At 33.5% G+C, this 17,181-nt stretch carries 14 protein-coding genes and 1 pseudogene; 2 read left to right on the plus strand and 13 right to left on the minus strand.

Annotated elements, in window-relative coordinates:
• Positions 1 to 310: 310 nt before the first annotated feature.
• The 5 genes from TX86_RS10145 to TX86_RS27435 all read right to left on the minus strand — a co-directional run bounded on the left by TX86_RS10145 (position 311) and on the right by TX86_RS27435 (position 5,991).
• Complete coding sequence (locus tag TX86_RS10145; protein WP_042348550.1) at positions 311 to 1,339, minus strand: sensor histidine kinase; 1,029 nt, start codon at positions 1,337 to 1,339, stop codon at positions 311 to 313.
• The gene (locus TX86_RS10150) at positions 1,332 to 2,018 is read right to left on the minus strand and encodes a response regulator transcription factor (protein ID WP_042348552.1); all 687 of its coding nucleotides are present in this window, start codon (positions 2,016 to 2,018) and stop codon (positions 1,332 to 1,334) included. Before TX86_RS10150 ends, TX86_RS10145 begins: the two co-directional genes overlap by 8 nt.
• Positions 2,019 to 2,037: 19 nt before the next feature.
• On the minus strand, positions 2,038 to 4,086 hold the full coding sequence (locus tag TX86_RS10155; protein ID WP_042348554.1) for an ABC transporter permease: 2,049 nt from the start codon (positions 4,084 to 4,086) through the stop codon (positions 2,038 to 2,040).
• Positions 4,076 to 4,849, minus strand: a complete 774-nt coding sequence (locus TX86_RS10160) for an ABC transporter ATP-binding protein (protein WP_439096850.1) — start codon at positions 4,847 to 4,849, stop codon at positions 4,076 to 4,078. The genes TX86_RS10155 and TX86_RS10160 overlap by 11 nt, the downstream gene beginning before the upstream one ends.
• Before the next feature lie 1,013 nt (positions 4,850 to 5,862).
• Positions 5,863 to 5,991 (minus strand): hypothetical protein, encoded by a 129-nt coding sequence (locus tag TX86_RS27435; protein WP_268258247.1) that lies wholly within the window; start codon positions 5,989 to 5,991, stop codon positions 5,863 to 5,865.
• A gap of 69 nt (positions 5,992 to 6,060) precedes the next feature.
• On the opposite strand from TX86_RS27435, the gene TX86_RS26695 reads away from it, so the two are divergent.
• Both TX86_RS26695 and TX86_RS10170 read left to right on the plus strand, forming a co-directional pair.
• Entirely contained in the window at positions 6,061 to 6,237 is a 177-nt protein-coding gene (locus TX86_RS26695; RefSeq protein WP_154663096.1) for a hypothetical protein, read from the plus strand.
• Between the two features lie 144 nt (positions 6,238 to 6,381).
• On the plus strand, positions 6,382 to 6,627 hold the full coding sequence (locus tag TX86_RS10170; RefSeq protein ID WP_042348562.1) for a hypothetical protein: 246 nt from the start codon (positions 6,382 to 6,384) through the stop codon (positions 6,625 to 6,627).
• Between the two features lie 514 nt (positions 6,628 to 7,141).
• On the opposite strand, the gene TX86_RS10175 is transcribed toward TX86_RS10170, so the two are convergent.
• The 8 genes and pseudogenes from TX86_RS10175 to TX86_RS10210 all read right to left on the minus strand — a co-directional run bounded on the left by TX86_RS10175 (position 7,142) and on the right by TX86_RS10210 (position 17,073).
• Positions 7,142 to 7,792, minus strand: coding sequence for an ATP-binding cassette domain-containing protein (locus TX86_RS10175; protein WP_042348567.1), 651 nt, complete (start codon positions 7,790 to 7,792; stop codon positions 7,142 to 7,144).
• An 18-nt stretch (positions 7,793 to 7,810) separates the two neighbouring features.
• On the minus strand, positions 7,811 to 9,097 hold the full coding sequence (locus TX86_RS10180; protein ID WP_042348569.1) for an ABC transporter permease: 1,287 nt from the start codon (positions 9,095 to 9,097) through the stop codon (positions 7,811 to 7,813).
• Positions 9,098 to 9,289: 192 nt separating this feature from the next.
• Complete coding sequence (locus TX86_RS10185; RefSeq protein WP_042348570.1) at positions 9,290 to 10,651, minus strand: ABC transporter permease; 1,362 nt, start codon at positions 10,649 to 10,651, stop codon at positions 9,290 to 9,292.
• Positions 10,652 to 10,832: 181 nt separating this feature from the next.
• Positions 10,833 to 12,281, minus strand: coding sequence for a HAMP domain-containing sensor histidine kinase (locus TX86_RS10190; protein WP_042348572.1), 1,449 nt, complete (start codon positions 12,279 to 12,281; stop codon positions 10,833 to 10,835).
• A complete protein-coding gene (locus TX86_RS10195) occupies positions 12,278 to 12,943 on the minus strand; it encodes a response regulator transcription factor (RefSeq protein ID WP_042348575.1) in 666 nt (221 codons plus the stop codon). The genes TX86_RS10190 and TX86_RS10195 overlap by 4 nt, the downstream gene beginning before the upstream one ends.
• Before the next feature lie 233 nt (positions 12,944 to 13,176).
• Positions 13,177 to 13,845 (minus strand): hypothetical protein, encoded by a 669-nt coding sequence (locus TX86_RS10200; protein WP_042348577.1) that lies wholly within the window; start codon positions 13,843 to 13,845, stop codon positions 13,177 to 13,179.
• A gap of 604 nt (positions 13,846 to 14,449) precedes the next feature.
• Complete coding sequence (locus tag TX86_RS10205) at positions 14,450 to 14,785, minus strand: hypothetical protein (protein WP_042348581.1); 336 nt, start codon at positions 14,783 to 14,785, stop codon at positions 14,450 to 14,452.
• A 639-nt stretch (positions 14,786 to 15,424) separates the two neighbouring features.
• Positions 15,425 to 17,073, minus strand: a pseudogene (locus TX86_RS10210) (pyridoxal phosphate-dependent decarboxylase family protein).
• Positions 17,074 to 17,181: the final 108 nt, after the last annotated feature.

Here is a 17,181-nt window from a genome sequence, read left to right on the forward strand (position 1 = left end):
CAGCTTAAAATCTAATCTGTAATGAACCCTCCAGATAAATGCTAATTAAAAGATGTTAATCATAAGGCATTATATTGTTGCTCCAACTCTTTTTCTTTTGTGGTTTTTCTTCTGTCTAGTAGACTCATACTAAATTAAATATTAAATTACCTTTATTCACCATTTATAATCACCACACTTTAATTTCCATATATAAGCAAATAAAATAAGCCGATTACTTGTTTTTTCATCATCGACTTATCTATTTACTATATTTCAGCACTATTCTATCATCATCTGTCTTTCCAGTTCACTTATAAATAAGGTGTTACTATTCTATAAAAGGGAAGAAGAAAGATATTTCAAAGCCTTCTTTGTATTCTTCTGAAACTTGAATTTTTATTTGTAGACAATGAGCCACTTGACTTACTAAATATAGCCCCATTCCCGTAGACTGTTTTCTTTGTTGCCCAGTATCTCCTGTAAAGCCTTTATCAAATAGAAACGGTAAATCATAAGACTTAGCTCCTATACCATTATCTCTAATTGTAAGTATTATATTTCCACTTTTCTTATCAATATTAGTGAGCAGTGTTATGAATGGATCGGTTTCTTCGCTATCTCTGTATTTTATGGAGTTGCTTAAAACCTGTCTTAACACGAATAATAACCCTTTTTTATCGGAAAGTACCTGTACATTTCCTACTTCATTATTAATAGTAATTTTTTGCTCCTCTAGTAAGTTTTTATACTCATCGACAGCATCTTTACAGATTTCATTAAGTGACATCTGGGTAAAAAGATAATCTAAGTGCTCTGCTTTTACCCTTGCATAATATAGCATTCTTTCAATATCCTCTTGCATTTTAGTCCTTGCATATTCTAATCTCTGATAGGTTGAAGTAGAAATCTCATCCTTTCTGTTATCAAGAACAAATGTCATTAATGCTAGTGGAGTCTTTATCTCATGTGCCCAAGTTTCTATATACTCTTCATATTCCTGTAGGTTTAATGCTTGCTCTTTTATTTCCTCATCCTTTTCACGAAGCTTTGCTCCAATTAAATGAATAATCTCTTTTTCTCCACCTGAAAATAAACTAAGACATACTTCTTCTTCATGCAAGTCTGGATTTTCTATAAAATTTAGGATTGCTTTTTCTTTTCTTTTATCAACCCTATAAAGGATAAAACCAATGAAGCAATATAATAGAATAGAACCAATTAGCAAGGGTGGTAAAATGTAAGTGAAACTCTGAACATCCATAAGCCATAGAAAAACACCAAGCATACTATTCAAACCCATGATTACAGTTAGCCAAATTTTATGTTTTATAAAGATACTAACTAACATTCTAATCATCTTCTTTTTCCTCTTTGGCTACAAGACTATATCCCTTACCTCTTATTGTTATAATTTCATACTTCATATTTAAACTTTTAATTGTCTTTTTTAATCTTGTCATATTCACCTGTAATGCATTTTCATCAATGTACTCTTTAGTTCCCCAGATTTTCTCAAAGAATATATCTTTTGAAACAATCTCACCTGGATTTAATAAAAGAAGCTCCATTATTTTCCCTTGGTTTTCAGTGAGTACAATGGACTGCTCATTGACATACATTGTATAAGTCTGCAAATCAAGTTTTACACCTTTTATTTCAACAAAATGATTTCTATCTTCATATCTACGGAGTAGATTAGAAATTCTAGCAATTAGCCTATCTTTATTGCAAGGTTTTGTTAGATATTCATCTGCTCCTAATCCTAAGGCATGTAGCTCATCCTTCAACTGATCACGGCTAGTCAATATCAATATGGGAGTAGTGCTTATCACCCTAATTGCTTTGCATATTTCAAAACCAGTTGTTCCCGGTAAATTCACATCTAAAAGCACAAGGTCGGGGGACTCTTTTAAGATTTCTTCAGCAACGTTATTAAAGTCGGTAATACAATAAGAATCATATCCCTCCTTCTCCAATATATAGACAAGCTCTTCTCTCATAAATAACTCGTCCTCAACTATGACAATCTTATTCATTAGAATCCCCTTTTTTTAGTTATTCTTCTCTTTTCACATCCATCAATGAATGTATTTGTTTATCACTTATTCGCATTACAGCAATAATATAACAAATTTCTACCACAAAAAGCACTAATACGATAGGTACTGCAATTATCATTAATGTATCAACATTTGATTTCATCTCTGATGTGGCGACTCCTGAAAATAATGCCCTAATCCCAAATATACTTCCTATTACTGCAACTAATATCGGAAAAGAAAAATACCATTTTATCTGATTTCTAGCTGATTTACATAAATCCTTATAACTACAGCCAAGTCGAATTATAGTCTGATAGCGTCTCTTTGTCTTTTGCTGCTGCATTAAAAATTGAACTCCTATAAATGTATTAGCAATAATTAAGAAAATAATTGCAAGGTAAATCGTTGTGTAACTAGCTGCCACTGTATAGAATAACTGTCTACCCATATTCTGTAGATAACTTTCATACTTTATGTCTGTCTTATTAAGTAATTCATTTACCTGTCTAATTCCCTGCATTAATCCATTCTTTTTCACAAAATCATCTTTTAATGTTGCATTCCAAAAATGATCCTCAGGTTCCAAATATGCAATACGATCAAATACATTATCTGAAACAATTACTGCATAATTAATATTTATAGAACGGTCAGTGACAATCTTATCTTGGTAAAGTTGTTCTACAAGCTCATATTCTTCATTTTCAATTTTTATCATTACATTTTTCTTTAGTGAACTTCTCAATAACTCTGCTGAGTTCCCATAGGAAAAATCTATCCCATTAAATAAAGCTGCTTGATTCTCGCCAAGCTTAATTGTATCCTTTCCTGCCAATTTTAGAATGTTATTGTATCCCGATAAAGAAATTAAATAGGGATCGTCAAAAGACTGAAGATTGTTTAATAATATATCCTTGTCCTGAGAATCTTTCTGTTCCGCCACAGCTTCTATTAAATTTCCTGCTAAAAAGCTACTTTCCTCATTATAATCTTTTAATCTACCTAGCTTGACATCAAATATTTCATTTATATAATCATTTAGTTGTGACTTATCTAATTCTGATTTTATATGCTGCTCATCACCTTGAAATGTATAATGCAACACGTGTTGATCTTTTGAACTTGAGTTAAAACTTACTGCAACACCATAACCAAAGAAACACAATGCCATTAAAACCAATAATGATGAAATTGCAAGAGAAGTTGATTTTAGAAATACATTTTCTTGTAACTGCCTAAAAGTAAATACTTCTAAACCATTTTTTTTATTTCTATTTTTAAGAATGATTTCAAATAGTATTCCAATACCATGAAATAGAAGAAACGTACCACATAGCCCTAAAATAACTGTAATTCCCATAATCTCAATAGAAGTCCATGCAACTCCTACAATTGCTAATCCATAAGCTATTGATAATAAAATAACGCCTAGTAATAGCTTTATTACTATAAACATTCTATTGTGAACCTTATGTTTTTTATCTTGAGATTCTGATAGTAATTGCATTATTTCTTTTTTTGCAGTATTTCCACTTAATATTAATAGAGCTGTTAATCTAATAAGAAAATAACCAACTATTGTCCATAATACTGCCCAAATGGAAAATGAAAAATTATGTCCTATAATACCAAGCCCAACAACTTTAGCTGTAATCATGCTAATCATCTCTGATATAAAAATAGCAATTGGAATTCCAATAACGAGTGATATTATACTATTCCATATCTCTTCTACTAAAAGCATAGAAAATAATCTACTACGGCGCATTCCAAGCATCAAATACATTCCAAGTTCATGACTTCTTCTCTCAAGCTGATACTTTCCAGCGAAGTATACTAAAAAAAATAATATAAATAAAGAACCTGCATATAGTGCAGGAGTTAGTAATAACAAACGGTTCACTGCATCACTTTCCATTGTTTTCAAAAATATGATTACATCTTGATTTTCCAATGACAAAATGATATAAAATGCTATTATTGACACAATCAAGGATACAAAAAACAGCCCGTTTTCTTGTCTATTTCGTTTGCTGTTTTTCATAACTAAATTAAAGAACATTTGCACTTCCCCCTCCCAATTGTGCCATTACCGAAATAATTCTCTCATAAAAGGCTTGTTGAGTTTCTTCAGGAACTCTTTTTCTAAGCTCATGAAAAACGACTCCATCTTGAATGAATAAAATTCGTGAACAGTAACTTGCTGCATTTGGATCATGGGTAACCATTAATATAGTTGCCTTCTGCTCTTCATTTAATCCCGAAAGCTTTTTCATTAATAACTTTGCATTCTTTGAATCCAAGGCTCCAGTTGGCTCATCTGCAAGAACTATTTCTGGATTCAGAATTAATGCTCTAGCAGCTGCTACACGCTGTTTTTGTCCTCCAGACATTTCTGATGGAAACTTCATCATTACATCTTCAATCTCTAGATATTTTACAAGTTCATTAATTCTTTTTTCATCTTCTTTTCCCATCAGATTATGAATTGCAATAGGTAACATGATGTTTTCCCTAGCATTCAAGTTATCAATCAACTCAAAATTTTGGAATAAGTATCCTATACGATTCCCTCTGTAATCAGCCAATTTCTTGCCTTTAAAACGACATATATCTTCACTCTTTAAAAGGATTTTCCCCTCTGTTGGAGAAGTTGTTGTTGCAATACAATTTAGTAATGTTGTTTTTCCAGAACCACTACTTCCCATAATACCAACAAATTCTCCATCCACGATTTGAAAGCTAATGCCATCGATAGCCTTTGTCACATTATCCTTCTTCCCATAATACTTACATAGAGATTGTACTTCTAATATCTTCTCAATCATTATTTATTTCCTCCCTTTCAAAAACTATCATTTCCTAGTAACTAAACTTACATCTATCATATAATTGCATTCAGTATACCAATCAATATGAGCATAAAATACTTACACTTTATGAAAGGTTTATATCTTTATGACCAAAATAAGTCAATGACACATCTGTATCATTGACTTATCTATTACTTCCATTATTGCTTTGTGTGATAAGCTTATTAGAATTCTATTTGACATCGGAAAAAAAGTTTGAATTTCTGGAAGAAAACAAGTCCCTCATTTGGAAGATTATCAGAAGGTAAACGCAGTCACTTAACCCTTGTTTTGATAGGATTGAAAAGTTGAAATGGTATTAATGGTTATTGGACAACTAAAGTATGGATTAGTCAGTCAATCAACTAAATTTCGGGCATGGACCCTGTGTGGTAGTACAACTGACATTCACCTCATGAAAAGGCTGGACGAAGAAATGACTTTGTGAGATGTGGAAGGGTTGACCTTCATGAGACATGTGAACATCCAGCAGTTTACGGGAACTATCTTGCTCCTTTTCTGGTACAAATTTCACATATTCATGTGGCACTAACCTGCCCCTTTAGCAGCATAAGGAAAAGAATAAGCATTTTTACTCTTTTGTTTCCCAATTGCTCACACAAAATTCGGATTAGCATATGATGAAAAGGCATCAACCTTTCTTTCGATAGTTTTACATTCTTTTATCAGCACAAAAAGTGTGCTAATTTTTTAGTAATTATCAATTAAATAAAGTGAATATTATTAACAAGATTGGATAAAGTAGTAATGTCCTATTCATTTCCATAGCTGTACTTTATTTGAACTTATAATAGGACATCGCCTATAGTAAGATGTTTCTTTGCATGGTTAGACAGAGAAGCATCTTATTTTATTTGTCAACCAGTGCTAGTGATAATTTTTGTGTTTAAAATCAACAAAACGCTGATTTTAACATATATATAACGAAGGGTTTCTGATCTAGTCACTCGAACACCAGTATCGCCCTAATGCTGGTGTTCTTGTACATAATCACTATTTCTTTCAGCAAATATCTCATTGATATTCCCATTGAAAGAAGACTCTAATAATCCTATCCTACTACCGTACCAACCACGAAACTTAATTTCTCTCAAGCTGAAAACCTCCCAAATATGGTAATATATTGATATTAATAAGAATTTGAAACAAGGAGTGCTTTACCCATGAAAAGAAAAAAATATTGGATATTAAAAGGCATTACTTTACTAGTCGGTATTTTAATAATCTGGCTTTTTCCAACCATCAATTCATGGGTTTTGTTTGGTGTATTTTCTATTTATTGGATTTTACACTTATCTTTTTATATTAGTGATGAGAAACAGAAGGAAAAAGGTAGTTAACTGCCTCAACCTTTTGTTTCCTAATAATTGCTCTACGACCCAGATATCATTTTTTTAAATATAATTCATATCATTAGACTCTCCTTCACATAAAATGCTACAGTGAATTATCAAATCATTAATGTAATAAAGGAAGTAACAACTATGAAAGTAGCAGCCACTATTGGAATAATATTCGGTATTATTCTTATCATTTCAAGCACAATTTTTGATAAAAAAGCCAAGAAGTACAAAAACAAAGCAGATACTCAATCGATCCTTGATGCAAAATTATCACGGGTTGATGAACAACACAGTCGAAAATTCATTTATAATAATGTTTATAGTTATTTTCTTCTAATCATCGGTGTGATGATTATTAGTGGTTGCCTCGGAATCTTAACTAGATAGTTAATGAAAAGCCTAATTTGTAAAATTAGAGCTTTTTTCTTTTGTTGTGAAAAGTATATATTTATCACATACAATCTTCGAACTATGAAACTAAGTAATTCTTTTGTATATTAATTTTCATCTTTTCTTATTGATTTAACCTGCCCCGATAGCTGCATAAGAAAAAGTCCATCAAATGATAGCCTGGCTCTTCTACGAATGCACCTGTTATTTTAAGACCATTATTTCACAAAACTTAGTGACCTAATTGCCATTAGCATAAAAAAGTTCAAACCCATCCATATTTCTAGAGATAAGTTTGAGACCTATGAAAGTACTCGGACCGATAGTTCCATAACAATAAGAGCCGACTTATATCAGCTCTTATTCTTAGCTATTTTCTACTTACGGTGAATATATTACATTATCCACTTCTCTCAATACTTTGTAATAAAATTATGTTTTGTGGGATAAAAGTTATTCAAAGGAAATACAATGAAAAAATGATATAGTATTTCAAAACTTAAATATTAATCTATAATTCAAGCATTGGATTCTCAAAAATTTGTATTTTACCTTGCTCCAACTTCAACACTACGTCCGCTTGCTTTGCTAAAGAATGAGAGTGCGTAACAATAATCACGCATCTTAAAAATTCATGAGCAGTTTCTTTTAGAATATTGCCTATTTCTTCAGCCGTATTTTCATCCAAATTACCAGTCGGTTCATCAGCTAGTATTATTTTTGCATCGGATGCTAAAGCACGGGCAATCGCAACACGTTGCTGCTGACCTCCTGAAAGTTTTAGCACATTACGCTTAGCTTCTTCTTTAGTTAAACCTAAACGTTCTAGAATTGGTAAAGGTGATGCATTTGAAGTTAGAGTAACATTTTCAGCTGGTGTCATATAGTCTATTAAGTTGTAGCTTTGAAAGATAAAAGCCACGTTATGCTTTCGATGATAAGCAAGTCCTTTTTGAGAAATATCTTCACCATTGAAGAAGATTTCACCGTTGTTAGGAGAATCCAAACCTCCTAATAAAGATAATAATGTTGTCTTTCCACATCCAGATGGTCCAAGAATGGCGTACATTTTTCCAGTTTTAAAATTCACATTTATATTTTCAAATACAGTAGTTGTATTGTTATACGCGTAGCTAAGATTACTAGTTTCTAAAATACTCATTGTATATTCCCCTCCAAATTAGCTCATTTTGCTCATAATTTCTTTTGGTTTTAAACGTAGAACTGGAATACTTGAAATACCAACTGCAAAGACTGCAATCAATGTTCCAAAGCTATAAACTAACAGTAAATTACTAGGTGACACTTGTATTTTCAATTCTGTGATTTTCGGAGCGCTAAAAGTCGGTTCAAAATCATCTGGATCACCAGTCGGTATTTCATTCTGGTTATTATCCTTTGTTCCACTCACTTCCATTTGAGAATTTGTCTGTTGAACTATTTTATTGCCAATACCTTGGGCAATCATTTGGCTAGAAAAGAATGACACCCCAAATGCAAACACGGCAACAATCACTATTTCCACTATATGCTGTAGTACGATTTTCTTTTTACTAATGCCTATTGATAGCAATATACCCGTTTCATGTATACGACTCTTCATCCACATTGTCAGAATTAACGTTAGAATTGCCATTCCAATAACGATAATGATGCCAATCAAGGTTGTTAGTAAACTATCCATATTTTTCAAAGAACTGGCAACCTTTTGATAGTCTCCATCTCCAGGTTCTATTGAGTAATATTTCCAATTAATATTATTGTTATTTTTTAGCTTCTTCATAATTTCTTTCATTTTAGCTGGGTCGTTTACGCGGAAATATACGCGATCATATCCAGCTGCATTCCAATGCTTCATTGTGAAATCTTCCATGAGCTTTGAATTTATAAAAATACGATTTTCAAGACGATAGGCAGGACTCCATTTCATAGCGTTTTCTTGCTGTTTAACCTGCGCAAAGATACCAGTTACTTTCAGCTTTAAAGATCCTTTTTTAAGATTTGGATCATATGATTTAGGTCCTATAGCAAGTACTATTTCATCCCCTATTTTCAATCCGTTCAGGTCAGCTAACTCTTTACTAATAAGTGCTCCATGCAACTTATCTTCAACCGATTTGCTCCCCTCCAACATTTTCAAAACATCGTTTCGAAACAAAGTAATTCCTTGCGTTCCTGCCTGTGCTTCAGCCATTACGCTATGGTCATATTCGGGATTATTCTTGAATATTTCGCTCCCTCCAATTACCTTCAAGCCTTGACCATTCAGAGTTTTCAAATCAGGAAACATCTGGTTCCTTGCACTATAATCGTCAATACCATTCGTATTCATTACTTCTTTAATTACATCGTCATTTAATGGGTCACCATCATATACATACGATTCCATCTTCCCGCTTCCTTTTTCATCATTCGTAGTGATGTCTTCTAATTTCTTCATATTATCTGGGATTAACGCAGGTTTCATAATAAATATGCCCCCCAAAGATTGTCGCAAGTTGAGAGCTGCAGTATCAGATGCTTCACGTATTGAAAGCCCTGTCAGTACCAAAGTGGAGATTGCCAGCAATATCAAGAAAAGAATCAAGGTTTTGCCCAGCTTTCTGCTGATATATAAATAAGCTCTTTTACATATATTCATATTTGTTAACTCCCTCTCTTAACTCATTTTGGTTAATATTTTATTCGGATTTAAACGGATGACTGGAACACTAGCAATACCAACAGAAAGAATAATGACCAATGTACCAAGTCCATAGACCAAACCTAGATCTTTTATCGAAGACTGGACTTTCAATTCTGTCAAAGTAGTTTGTTGATGATTGTTTGTGCTACTAGAAGCAGAGTCAACTACTTTTTGCTGTAACATGGTGTCACCTAAGTTCTGCGCGACTACCTGACTAGTGAAAAAGGATATACCAATTGCAATTACTCCTATAATGAGAATTTCCACTATATGTTGTAAGATTATTTGTCCTTTAGTAACCCCCATTGAAAGCAGCATCCCGCTTTCATGTATACGATTCTTTATGAGCAGATTAAGAATTAACGATAGAATGAGAATGCTGGAAATAATAATACTCAGTAGCAATGTTCCCAATAAATTTTTCATATTTTGCAAGGGCTTTGCTGCTTTTTCATACCCTTGATCATCTGCGTTAAATATAAAATAATCCCAATTATTACTTTTGTCTTTTTGAACCTCTTTGATTATTTGATTTAGATTCGCAGGATCATTGACGTGAAAATGAACCCTATCATACTTTTTAACAACATTTGTAGAATAAAATTCATTGCTAGATTTTAAATCTATATATATCTTATTTTCCAGTAGCTCACTAGGAGCGAACATAGCTGTGTTTGATTGTTCCGTTTCAATTTCAAAGATTCCCTTAATGACGAGGTTTACGAATATATTACTATCCCCTGCTAGATTTGGAATTTCAACAAGTTGAATCGTATCACCTACCTTTAGACCATTTAATTCTGCAAGAGGCTTACTGATAAGCGCTTTATTTTCATCTTCTTCGTTCAAATGATTCCCCTGTTCCAAACGTAATTTTCCGCTTTTAAAATCTTGACCATCAGCAGTTCTTGTATTGGTTTCGTTTGTAATCGTGTGCCGCATCACTTCATCGTCAGCGTACAAATCATTTGTTTCAATCAACTTTAGGTATTGTTCATTCTTACCTTTTAATAGAAAATTTCCTCTACGAAGAGCATTATAAGAATCAATACCAGGTGTTTTCATAATTTTTTTTATCATTTTATCGTCTAAAATGTATGGTACTGATTTTCTTTTTTCATTATCTATAACTTGATTAAATTTCGATTTATCAAGTCTAAGTTCAAAACTACCACCTAATGATTGCCGCAGATTCAGAGCCGCAATATCTGACGCCCTCTGAATGAATAGCCCAGTCATAACAAAAGTCGAAATCACTAGTAAGACAAGAAATAGTAGTAGGCTTTTCCCCCATTTTCTTCGGACATATAGAAATGCCCGTTCAAATAAATTCATATTATAAACACCTCTTTTCTCTATAATTAGTTACGTTGAGAACTTTTTTAATCATCAGTTTAATCTAAGAACACTACTACTATATCTCTTCAATGTTTCATCAGTTTGTCATCGAAAAAGTAATGGAATGCAAAAAAATCCTTTGTTTTATCAACAGAGGATTTTTGAAACTATAAGATTATCAAAATATAATGGTGAATCGCATCCCTTTCTCATAAGGAAGGAAAGAGTAAGAAATCTGGTAGACGGAAAGAATTTGAGATACAAGGTACAGTCCCAATCCACTTCCTCCCGTATGTCGGTTACGCGAAAAATCCGGACGATAGAATGGTTCAAAAATACGTTCCAAGTACTCTGCTGGGAGAGGTGTACATTCATTTTCAATTAATATGCTTTTTTCGCCGAGTACTAATCGGATTCTCTCTCCTGGTAAGGTATAATTAACCGCATTGGAAAACACATTAGAGATCACTTTTGCGAAACTTTCAGGTGGTACTTTTGCTATTATTCCCTTTGATAACTCTATATTAACAACCACTCCTTTAGCTTTTGCAATCAAAAGATATGGTTCTATCGACTTACGAACCATATCTGCTATTTGAGTATCCTGCGCACTCTCGTCTTTCTCATAAAAACTTAGCTTAGATGCATCAAGAACACCACATACCATATCACTCAGTTTCTCGACCAACTCTTTGCATTTTGGTAGGTAGGTTTCGTGATCCTTGAACTTTCCAACCCCTATAATCATATTATCCAACATAAAGTTGACAGCTGTTACTGGCGTTTTCAATTCGTGAGACGCTGCCCGCATAAAGTCTACTTTTGATTGTTCTACCCTACTTACATGCTCATTTTCTCGTTGTAGATTATCAATAGTTGTTTGCAGACTCTCGTACAGAGAATTCACATTTTCTGCTAGGATTCCAATTTCATCTTTCGTATTCACTTCACAAATAGCCATTTTATCAAGTTGTTTCATTTTTCCAGTCGTATAAGATATACGCTCGAGTGGCTTTGTAATTTTTCTAGAGTATAATAGAGCGAAAAGAGTAGAAAACACAAGGCATATCAGTAATGAAAACGGCAATACCATAATAACGATACTCTTCGCCTCATTTACAGGTTGAAGCGTCTCCGTTGTTTTTACATAGCATTCCTGTCCATATTGGTTGGTGAATTTGGACCCCATCTCCAAAAAGTCATTCGTCTTATCAAAATGATTTTCTGGCATACTATTACTCTCATAAAAATTCATATCATTTGAATCAGATGGAACATTCGATGAAATAGATGATTTATTTTCTGTTTCTATTTTCATACCGGCTATACTTTGTTTAGGACCAAGATTTGAAGAATTCGCTTCTAAAATTACACCGTCATAATTCAAATATACTTGTATTGATTTTTCTTGAGCAAAGTCACCAATAGTATATTGCACTTCTTCGGTTGATATTTTTTTGAGTTGCTTAACAAGCTGGCTATTGATGTCTTTAAAATCCTTTTCCTTTTGGTTTGTATAGAAGATAGGCATTAAGACATAAATCAGCACATGGCCTATCAGCGTAATCAACACCATTAGCCCCATGACATATAGAAACGTCTTGGGGAACAATTTCATTTTTTTCATTGAGACACCTCAAACTTATAACCGATACCCTTGATTGTTCTAATACATTCAAGTCTTAATTTCTGACGGAGCCGACTAATATAAAGATCAATCGTACGATCAGAGTCAGGAGCATCAACACCCCATATTTCCTCCAGTATCTGATTCCTTGACAAAACAAGTCCCTGATTATCAATCAAGAGCTTCAAAAGATGCAACTCTTTTTGTGTGATATCCACTCGCCCCCCAGAGTTGAAAGCTGTATAAGCACCAAAATCCACGATTAAATCTGCGTGCGCCCAGACATGTACATCCTTACCTTTCCCCACCCTGCGCAACAATGCTGTAATCCTCTTTCCAAGTAAAACAATGGAACATGGTTTCGTAATATAGTCATCCGCCAGCCCATCAAAACTAGCTATTTGAGTACTTTCATCTTTAATGGCTGTTAACATGAGAACTGGAACTTCACTGCCTTCCCTTATCTGTTTTAAGACCGTCAATCCATTTATTTTCGGCAACATAATATCCAATACTACTACATCAATTGGTATATCAGCGAACATCTTAAGGGCTTGTTCTCCGTCAAAAGCGGCATATACATCATGTCCAGCTCCTTTTAAATATTCACAAATACTGTCATTAGTGTCTAGATCATCCTCAACAATTAGAAGTCTTGCCATATTATTTTTTCCTCATTTCTAGTAAATCTTAAAAATCAGTATCTCAATACAATGTGTCAAAAAGAGAAAGTAAATAGTACTATATATAGAACGGCTTCAACAACAAAATGCCCTCTTTATTATTCAGCAAATCTTACTGTTTAACAAAGAGGGAGTAATATAAATATACGATTCAACAATACTTATTACGTTTACTCTACGTATACCGCTGACAGAGAGAAGCTTTACATGAACTAATATGTCTTTCTCATATTGTATTTCACATATTGTCCGGCAAATGCCAACATAAAGTATAATGCCATACTCATTAAAATGTCCGCAATGTCTATATCTGAAGCATTATCCATTGAGTTCTCTGAATTTGCCTTTAACGACTTGTCAGTTGATTCCTCTGGATTTGACATTGAAATAGAAGCATCTGATTCCACTGAACTATCATAGTTATAAGACTTTTGTTCAGAATCCTCACTTCCAGCATTGTTTTTTGGATTTGTAACTTCTTTTCCAAAACTTTGCACAATTCCACTTTGTTCATTATTGCCTTTTCCATCATCAGCGCCAATATCCATTGTTTTACTAGATTCTTTCGGTTCACCTAAATTGCTAGACATTGGTTTGTCAGTACCTTTGTTAATTGCCGTATTCTCTCCAAATTGCACTCCAGCAACTGATATTATAGCAATAACAATGGAGAATAAGAGACTTCTACCCCAATTCCACGCTTTATCAGATTGTATAAAATATCCAGCAAATACTATCATAATACATGGTAAGACCCATAGAACAATTCCTACCGTATTACTATCAGTATAAAATCTCTCTTTAATAAAGAATATTGCAAACTGAATAACAAACAATCCTACTAATAATAGTACTCTTTTGATGATCTTCTTTTTATCCATTTATCTTATTCATCCTTTCTAATTAAATCTTTACTGTGTTTTTGCTACAATTGCATTGTAACTTTTCAATGTATCACCAGTTTGTCATTGAATAAGAAAGTAGAATAAAAAAAGTATAGAGACGCTTATCGGAGTACTTCTTGAATACAAAAAACATCTATCCAAGCTTGAAGAAGAGATAGATGTTTTAGCAAAAATTATAATTTTTAAAAAAGACTGTTTTCCAAGATGTTGCCTGAAACAAACATTTACATGTATTAGCTGGTTTAGTTGCATAACGAAAAAAGAGCGTATCACACATTTCTTGATCTAGAAGGATTACATCTGTTAATAAATGAGTTATGCTTCTTTTCAGTTAAAACACACTTGAGTTAATATGAAACTAAATAATTAATTAGATATTTTCTTATTTTTGAATACATACGTACATATAAGAGAACAAAATACGATGGCAAATAGCCATACAATAACAGATAGCACTTTCTTTTCAACCAAAATGCCAAAGGTACTGTAGTAATCAACTTCATAAACCCATTCTTCCAAGGCCTTCTTTAGTAGGCCTATCTACTCGTATAGCAAAATGAGGATGAAATATTTCCCACTATTAATCTTCTATGTTTTCTATATTTATATCTAAACGATTGCCTTTCGCTAATAACATACAAAATTCTTCGATAGACCAGCCTGAAGGTAAATTCTCAACAATTTCTTGCTTTAATACATCTAATGTGTTTTGACATACTTCTAGTTTATAAATAGGACCCTTACCGTTAATTTGTTTAAACACAATGAAACTAGACGGATTTGTATTAAGCGTTGTTTCAGCAATATCAATAATTTGTGGATAAGCAGCATAAGGTACAGCATCCTTAAGTCGAAGAATATCTATAAGAGCTTCACGAAAGCTCTTATTTTGTTGTACTATTCTATCTACATTCAATGTAATACCTCCTATATACTTAAAAAAGTTACTATTATGTTATCAAAACCTATTGTTATATAAAAAAGTGTTCATTTACTACATGGTCACCGATAAAACTTATAGATTCTTATCTAAATGATGAAGTGGTATCTTCACTTCCAAGAACGTCTTAATTGATAATGTAGCAACCGCTATTAGGAAAAAGATGATACCTAGCGGAGTAGAGAAATAACCTAAAATAATTGGAAATGTTAGCATACATAACGTGAATAAAGAAAATAAATTGCCTAATTAATCTACTTCTTTCCTATAATATCTTATTTCATTCTTTCCGACCTCTGCATTTATAAAACAGATACCCCCGCTTTTGATAAGAACTTGTAAACGTTATTTACCCAATTCATATTTAAATTCGTAGGACCGTTATGGATGAATCCACCGACATTATTATAGTCTCTTAACCATCTACTATCTCCACCTTTTTCTGACATTGTAATAGCCATGAGGAAAGCGGGATCAATGCCATATTTATGACCTACTTCAATGTAAGTAGCACCATGACCACTTAATTGTCCTGATTCAGTAGTCGTGATTCGATGATAGTAATTTGTTCACGTCATCTTCCAACTCCATAAGATGTGGGTTTCCGTATATACTTTAACTGGATCTTTCAAGTTCCTGTAACTCATTAAGTTTCAGAAAACAATCTAGGTGTTCTTTTAGAAATTCAACATAATGGTCGACCTCATCTATTGTTGAGTATGGCGATATCGTAAAAAATTTATGCGCATATACGGATATGCGCTTGTTTGAATTTGCTGCTTCTAAGAGACACTGCTTTTTTGTATTTCCAAAGAAGACGATATCTCGTTCGGCACCAATTACCTCTGCAAACTCGTCATTAAATTGATTAATTTCCGTTATTTCTTCGACGGTTAAAAGTCCGTTCCTTTCATCATTCCACTTTGTCTTTTCAGGATAAAAACGGAATGTTGTAATCGGAGAAACCTCATTTGTGATCACCACATTCGAAACTTCTTTTATTAACGTCTCTCTAAATGCAATATTGACACGAATATAGTTGGCTAAAAGCTCTTGATAACCGTCGACTCCAAATGCTAATAAAGACGCATAAATCGCCAAAGCACTTCCCATTCGTGAGCATTCGAGCGTGTAGCCTGTATGATAGCTACCATAACCTCGATTCCCAACATACGGCGTTTCCTCTGCATCTAAATCAACATACTTAAGATACTCTCTGTTTTTAATTAAAAATAAACTCGTTATATATGGAGTTTGTCCAAGCTTATGGAAATCAAAGACCATACTATCAGCAAGCTTGATATGTTTAAACTTCTGCTGATAGGATTTCAATACTTCATTAACGTTGTCTTCAAATCGCAGAGGATTGCTTCCAAAGTCGTAACTATTAAAGAAACTATACATGCCCCCCATAGCAGAGTCTGCATGGATAAAGAGTGGATATATGCCATATGCGCGTTCCAATTCTTCTGATATTAGCTTAATTCCCTCAATGTCATCAATCCCAAATGTATCAGTAGCTCCCATTGTGGCAAGGACATAAAGAGGAACACCACCTTGTGCTATAACATGCTCCATTTTTTCTTTTAAATCTTCTAGATTCATAGAATGATCAGCATTAGCTTTCACGCGAATCATATTTTCTACACCAATCCCAGTTGCTTCTACAGATTTATACAGACTGTAATGTGATAGCTCAGAACAAAAGCAATAGAGATTTTGCGGTACACCACTTTGATTAGAGGTCGGCGCGTAACGTGCAATGGCAAGGCGCAAAGAGTTAAAGACAGCCCCTTGTCCTCCCCAAGTTGTATATCCTGCACTAATATTTTCATCATATCCGACAAGTTTGGATAGCATACTAGTTACTTCGATTTCTGCTGTAGCCGCTGCTGGGCCTTCCACATCCCATATATTATTCCCATTGACTAGCACCATTACTAAATTGCCGATGATACTAGCAATATTCGGAAGGGGTGCTGCATTGGCTACATAATTTCGATGACGTACCGGTGTCCTTCTACCAATTTTAGTAGCTCCTGAATCACTTCTACCATCGGCACACCCGTTTTCGGAACGTCAGCCTTTTGAATGACACGATTATAATAATCCTCTGTGTACTCGGGCATTTCTCCTAGTGTTAGTTTGTTAGGATCCTTTAATTCATCTATTTTCGTTAAAATCATCTTAAAGTAGGACAATAATTCCTCTCTTTGAAAGTCATTCCCATCCATACTAGGAAACAATTTTTGCACTTTATTCATTGTTTTGCCTCCTTGTTGTTTTTACTAGAAGTAGTATTATTTTTAAAAATTAGAATCCAATCGAAACCTTGCTGAATCTAAAAAACTATGAGGGCAATTGGAACAGTT

The sequence above is a fragment of the Bacillus massiliigorillae genome (assembly GCF_000380245.2).
Classification (GTDB): domain Bacteria; phylum Bacillota; class Bacilli; order Bacillales; family DSM-1321; genus Bacillus_AD; species Bacillus_AD massiliigorillae.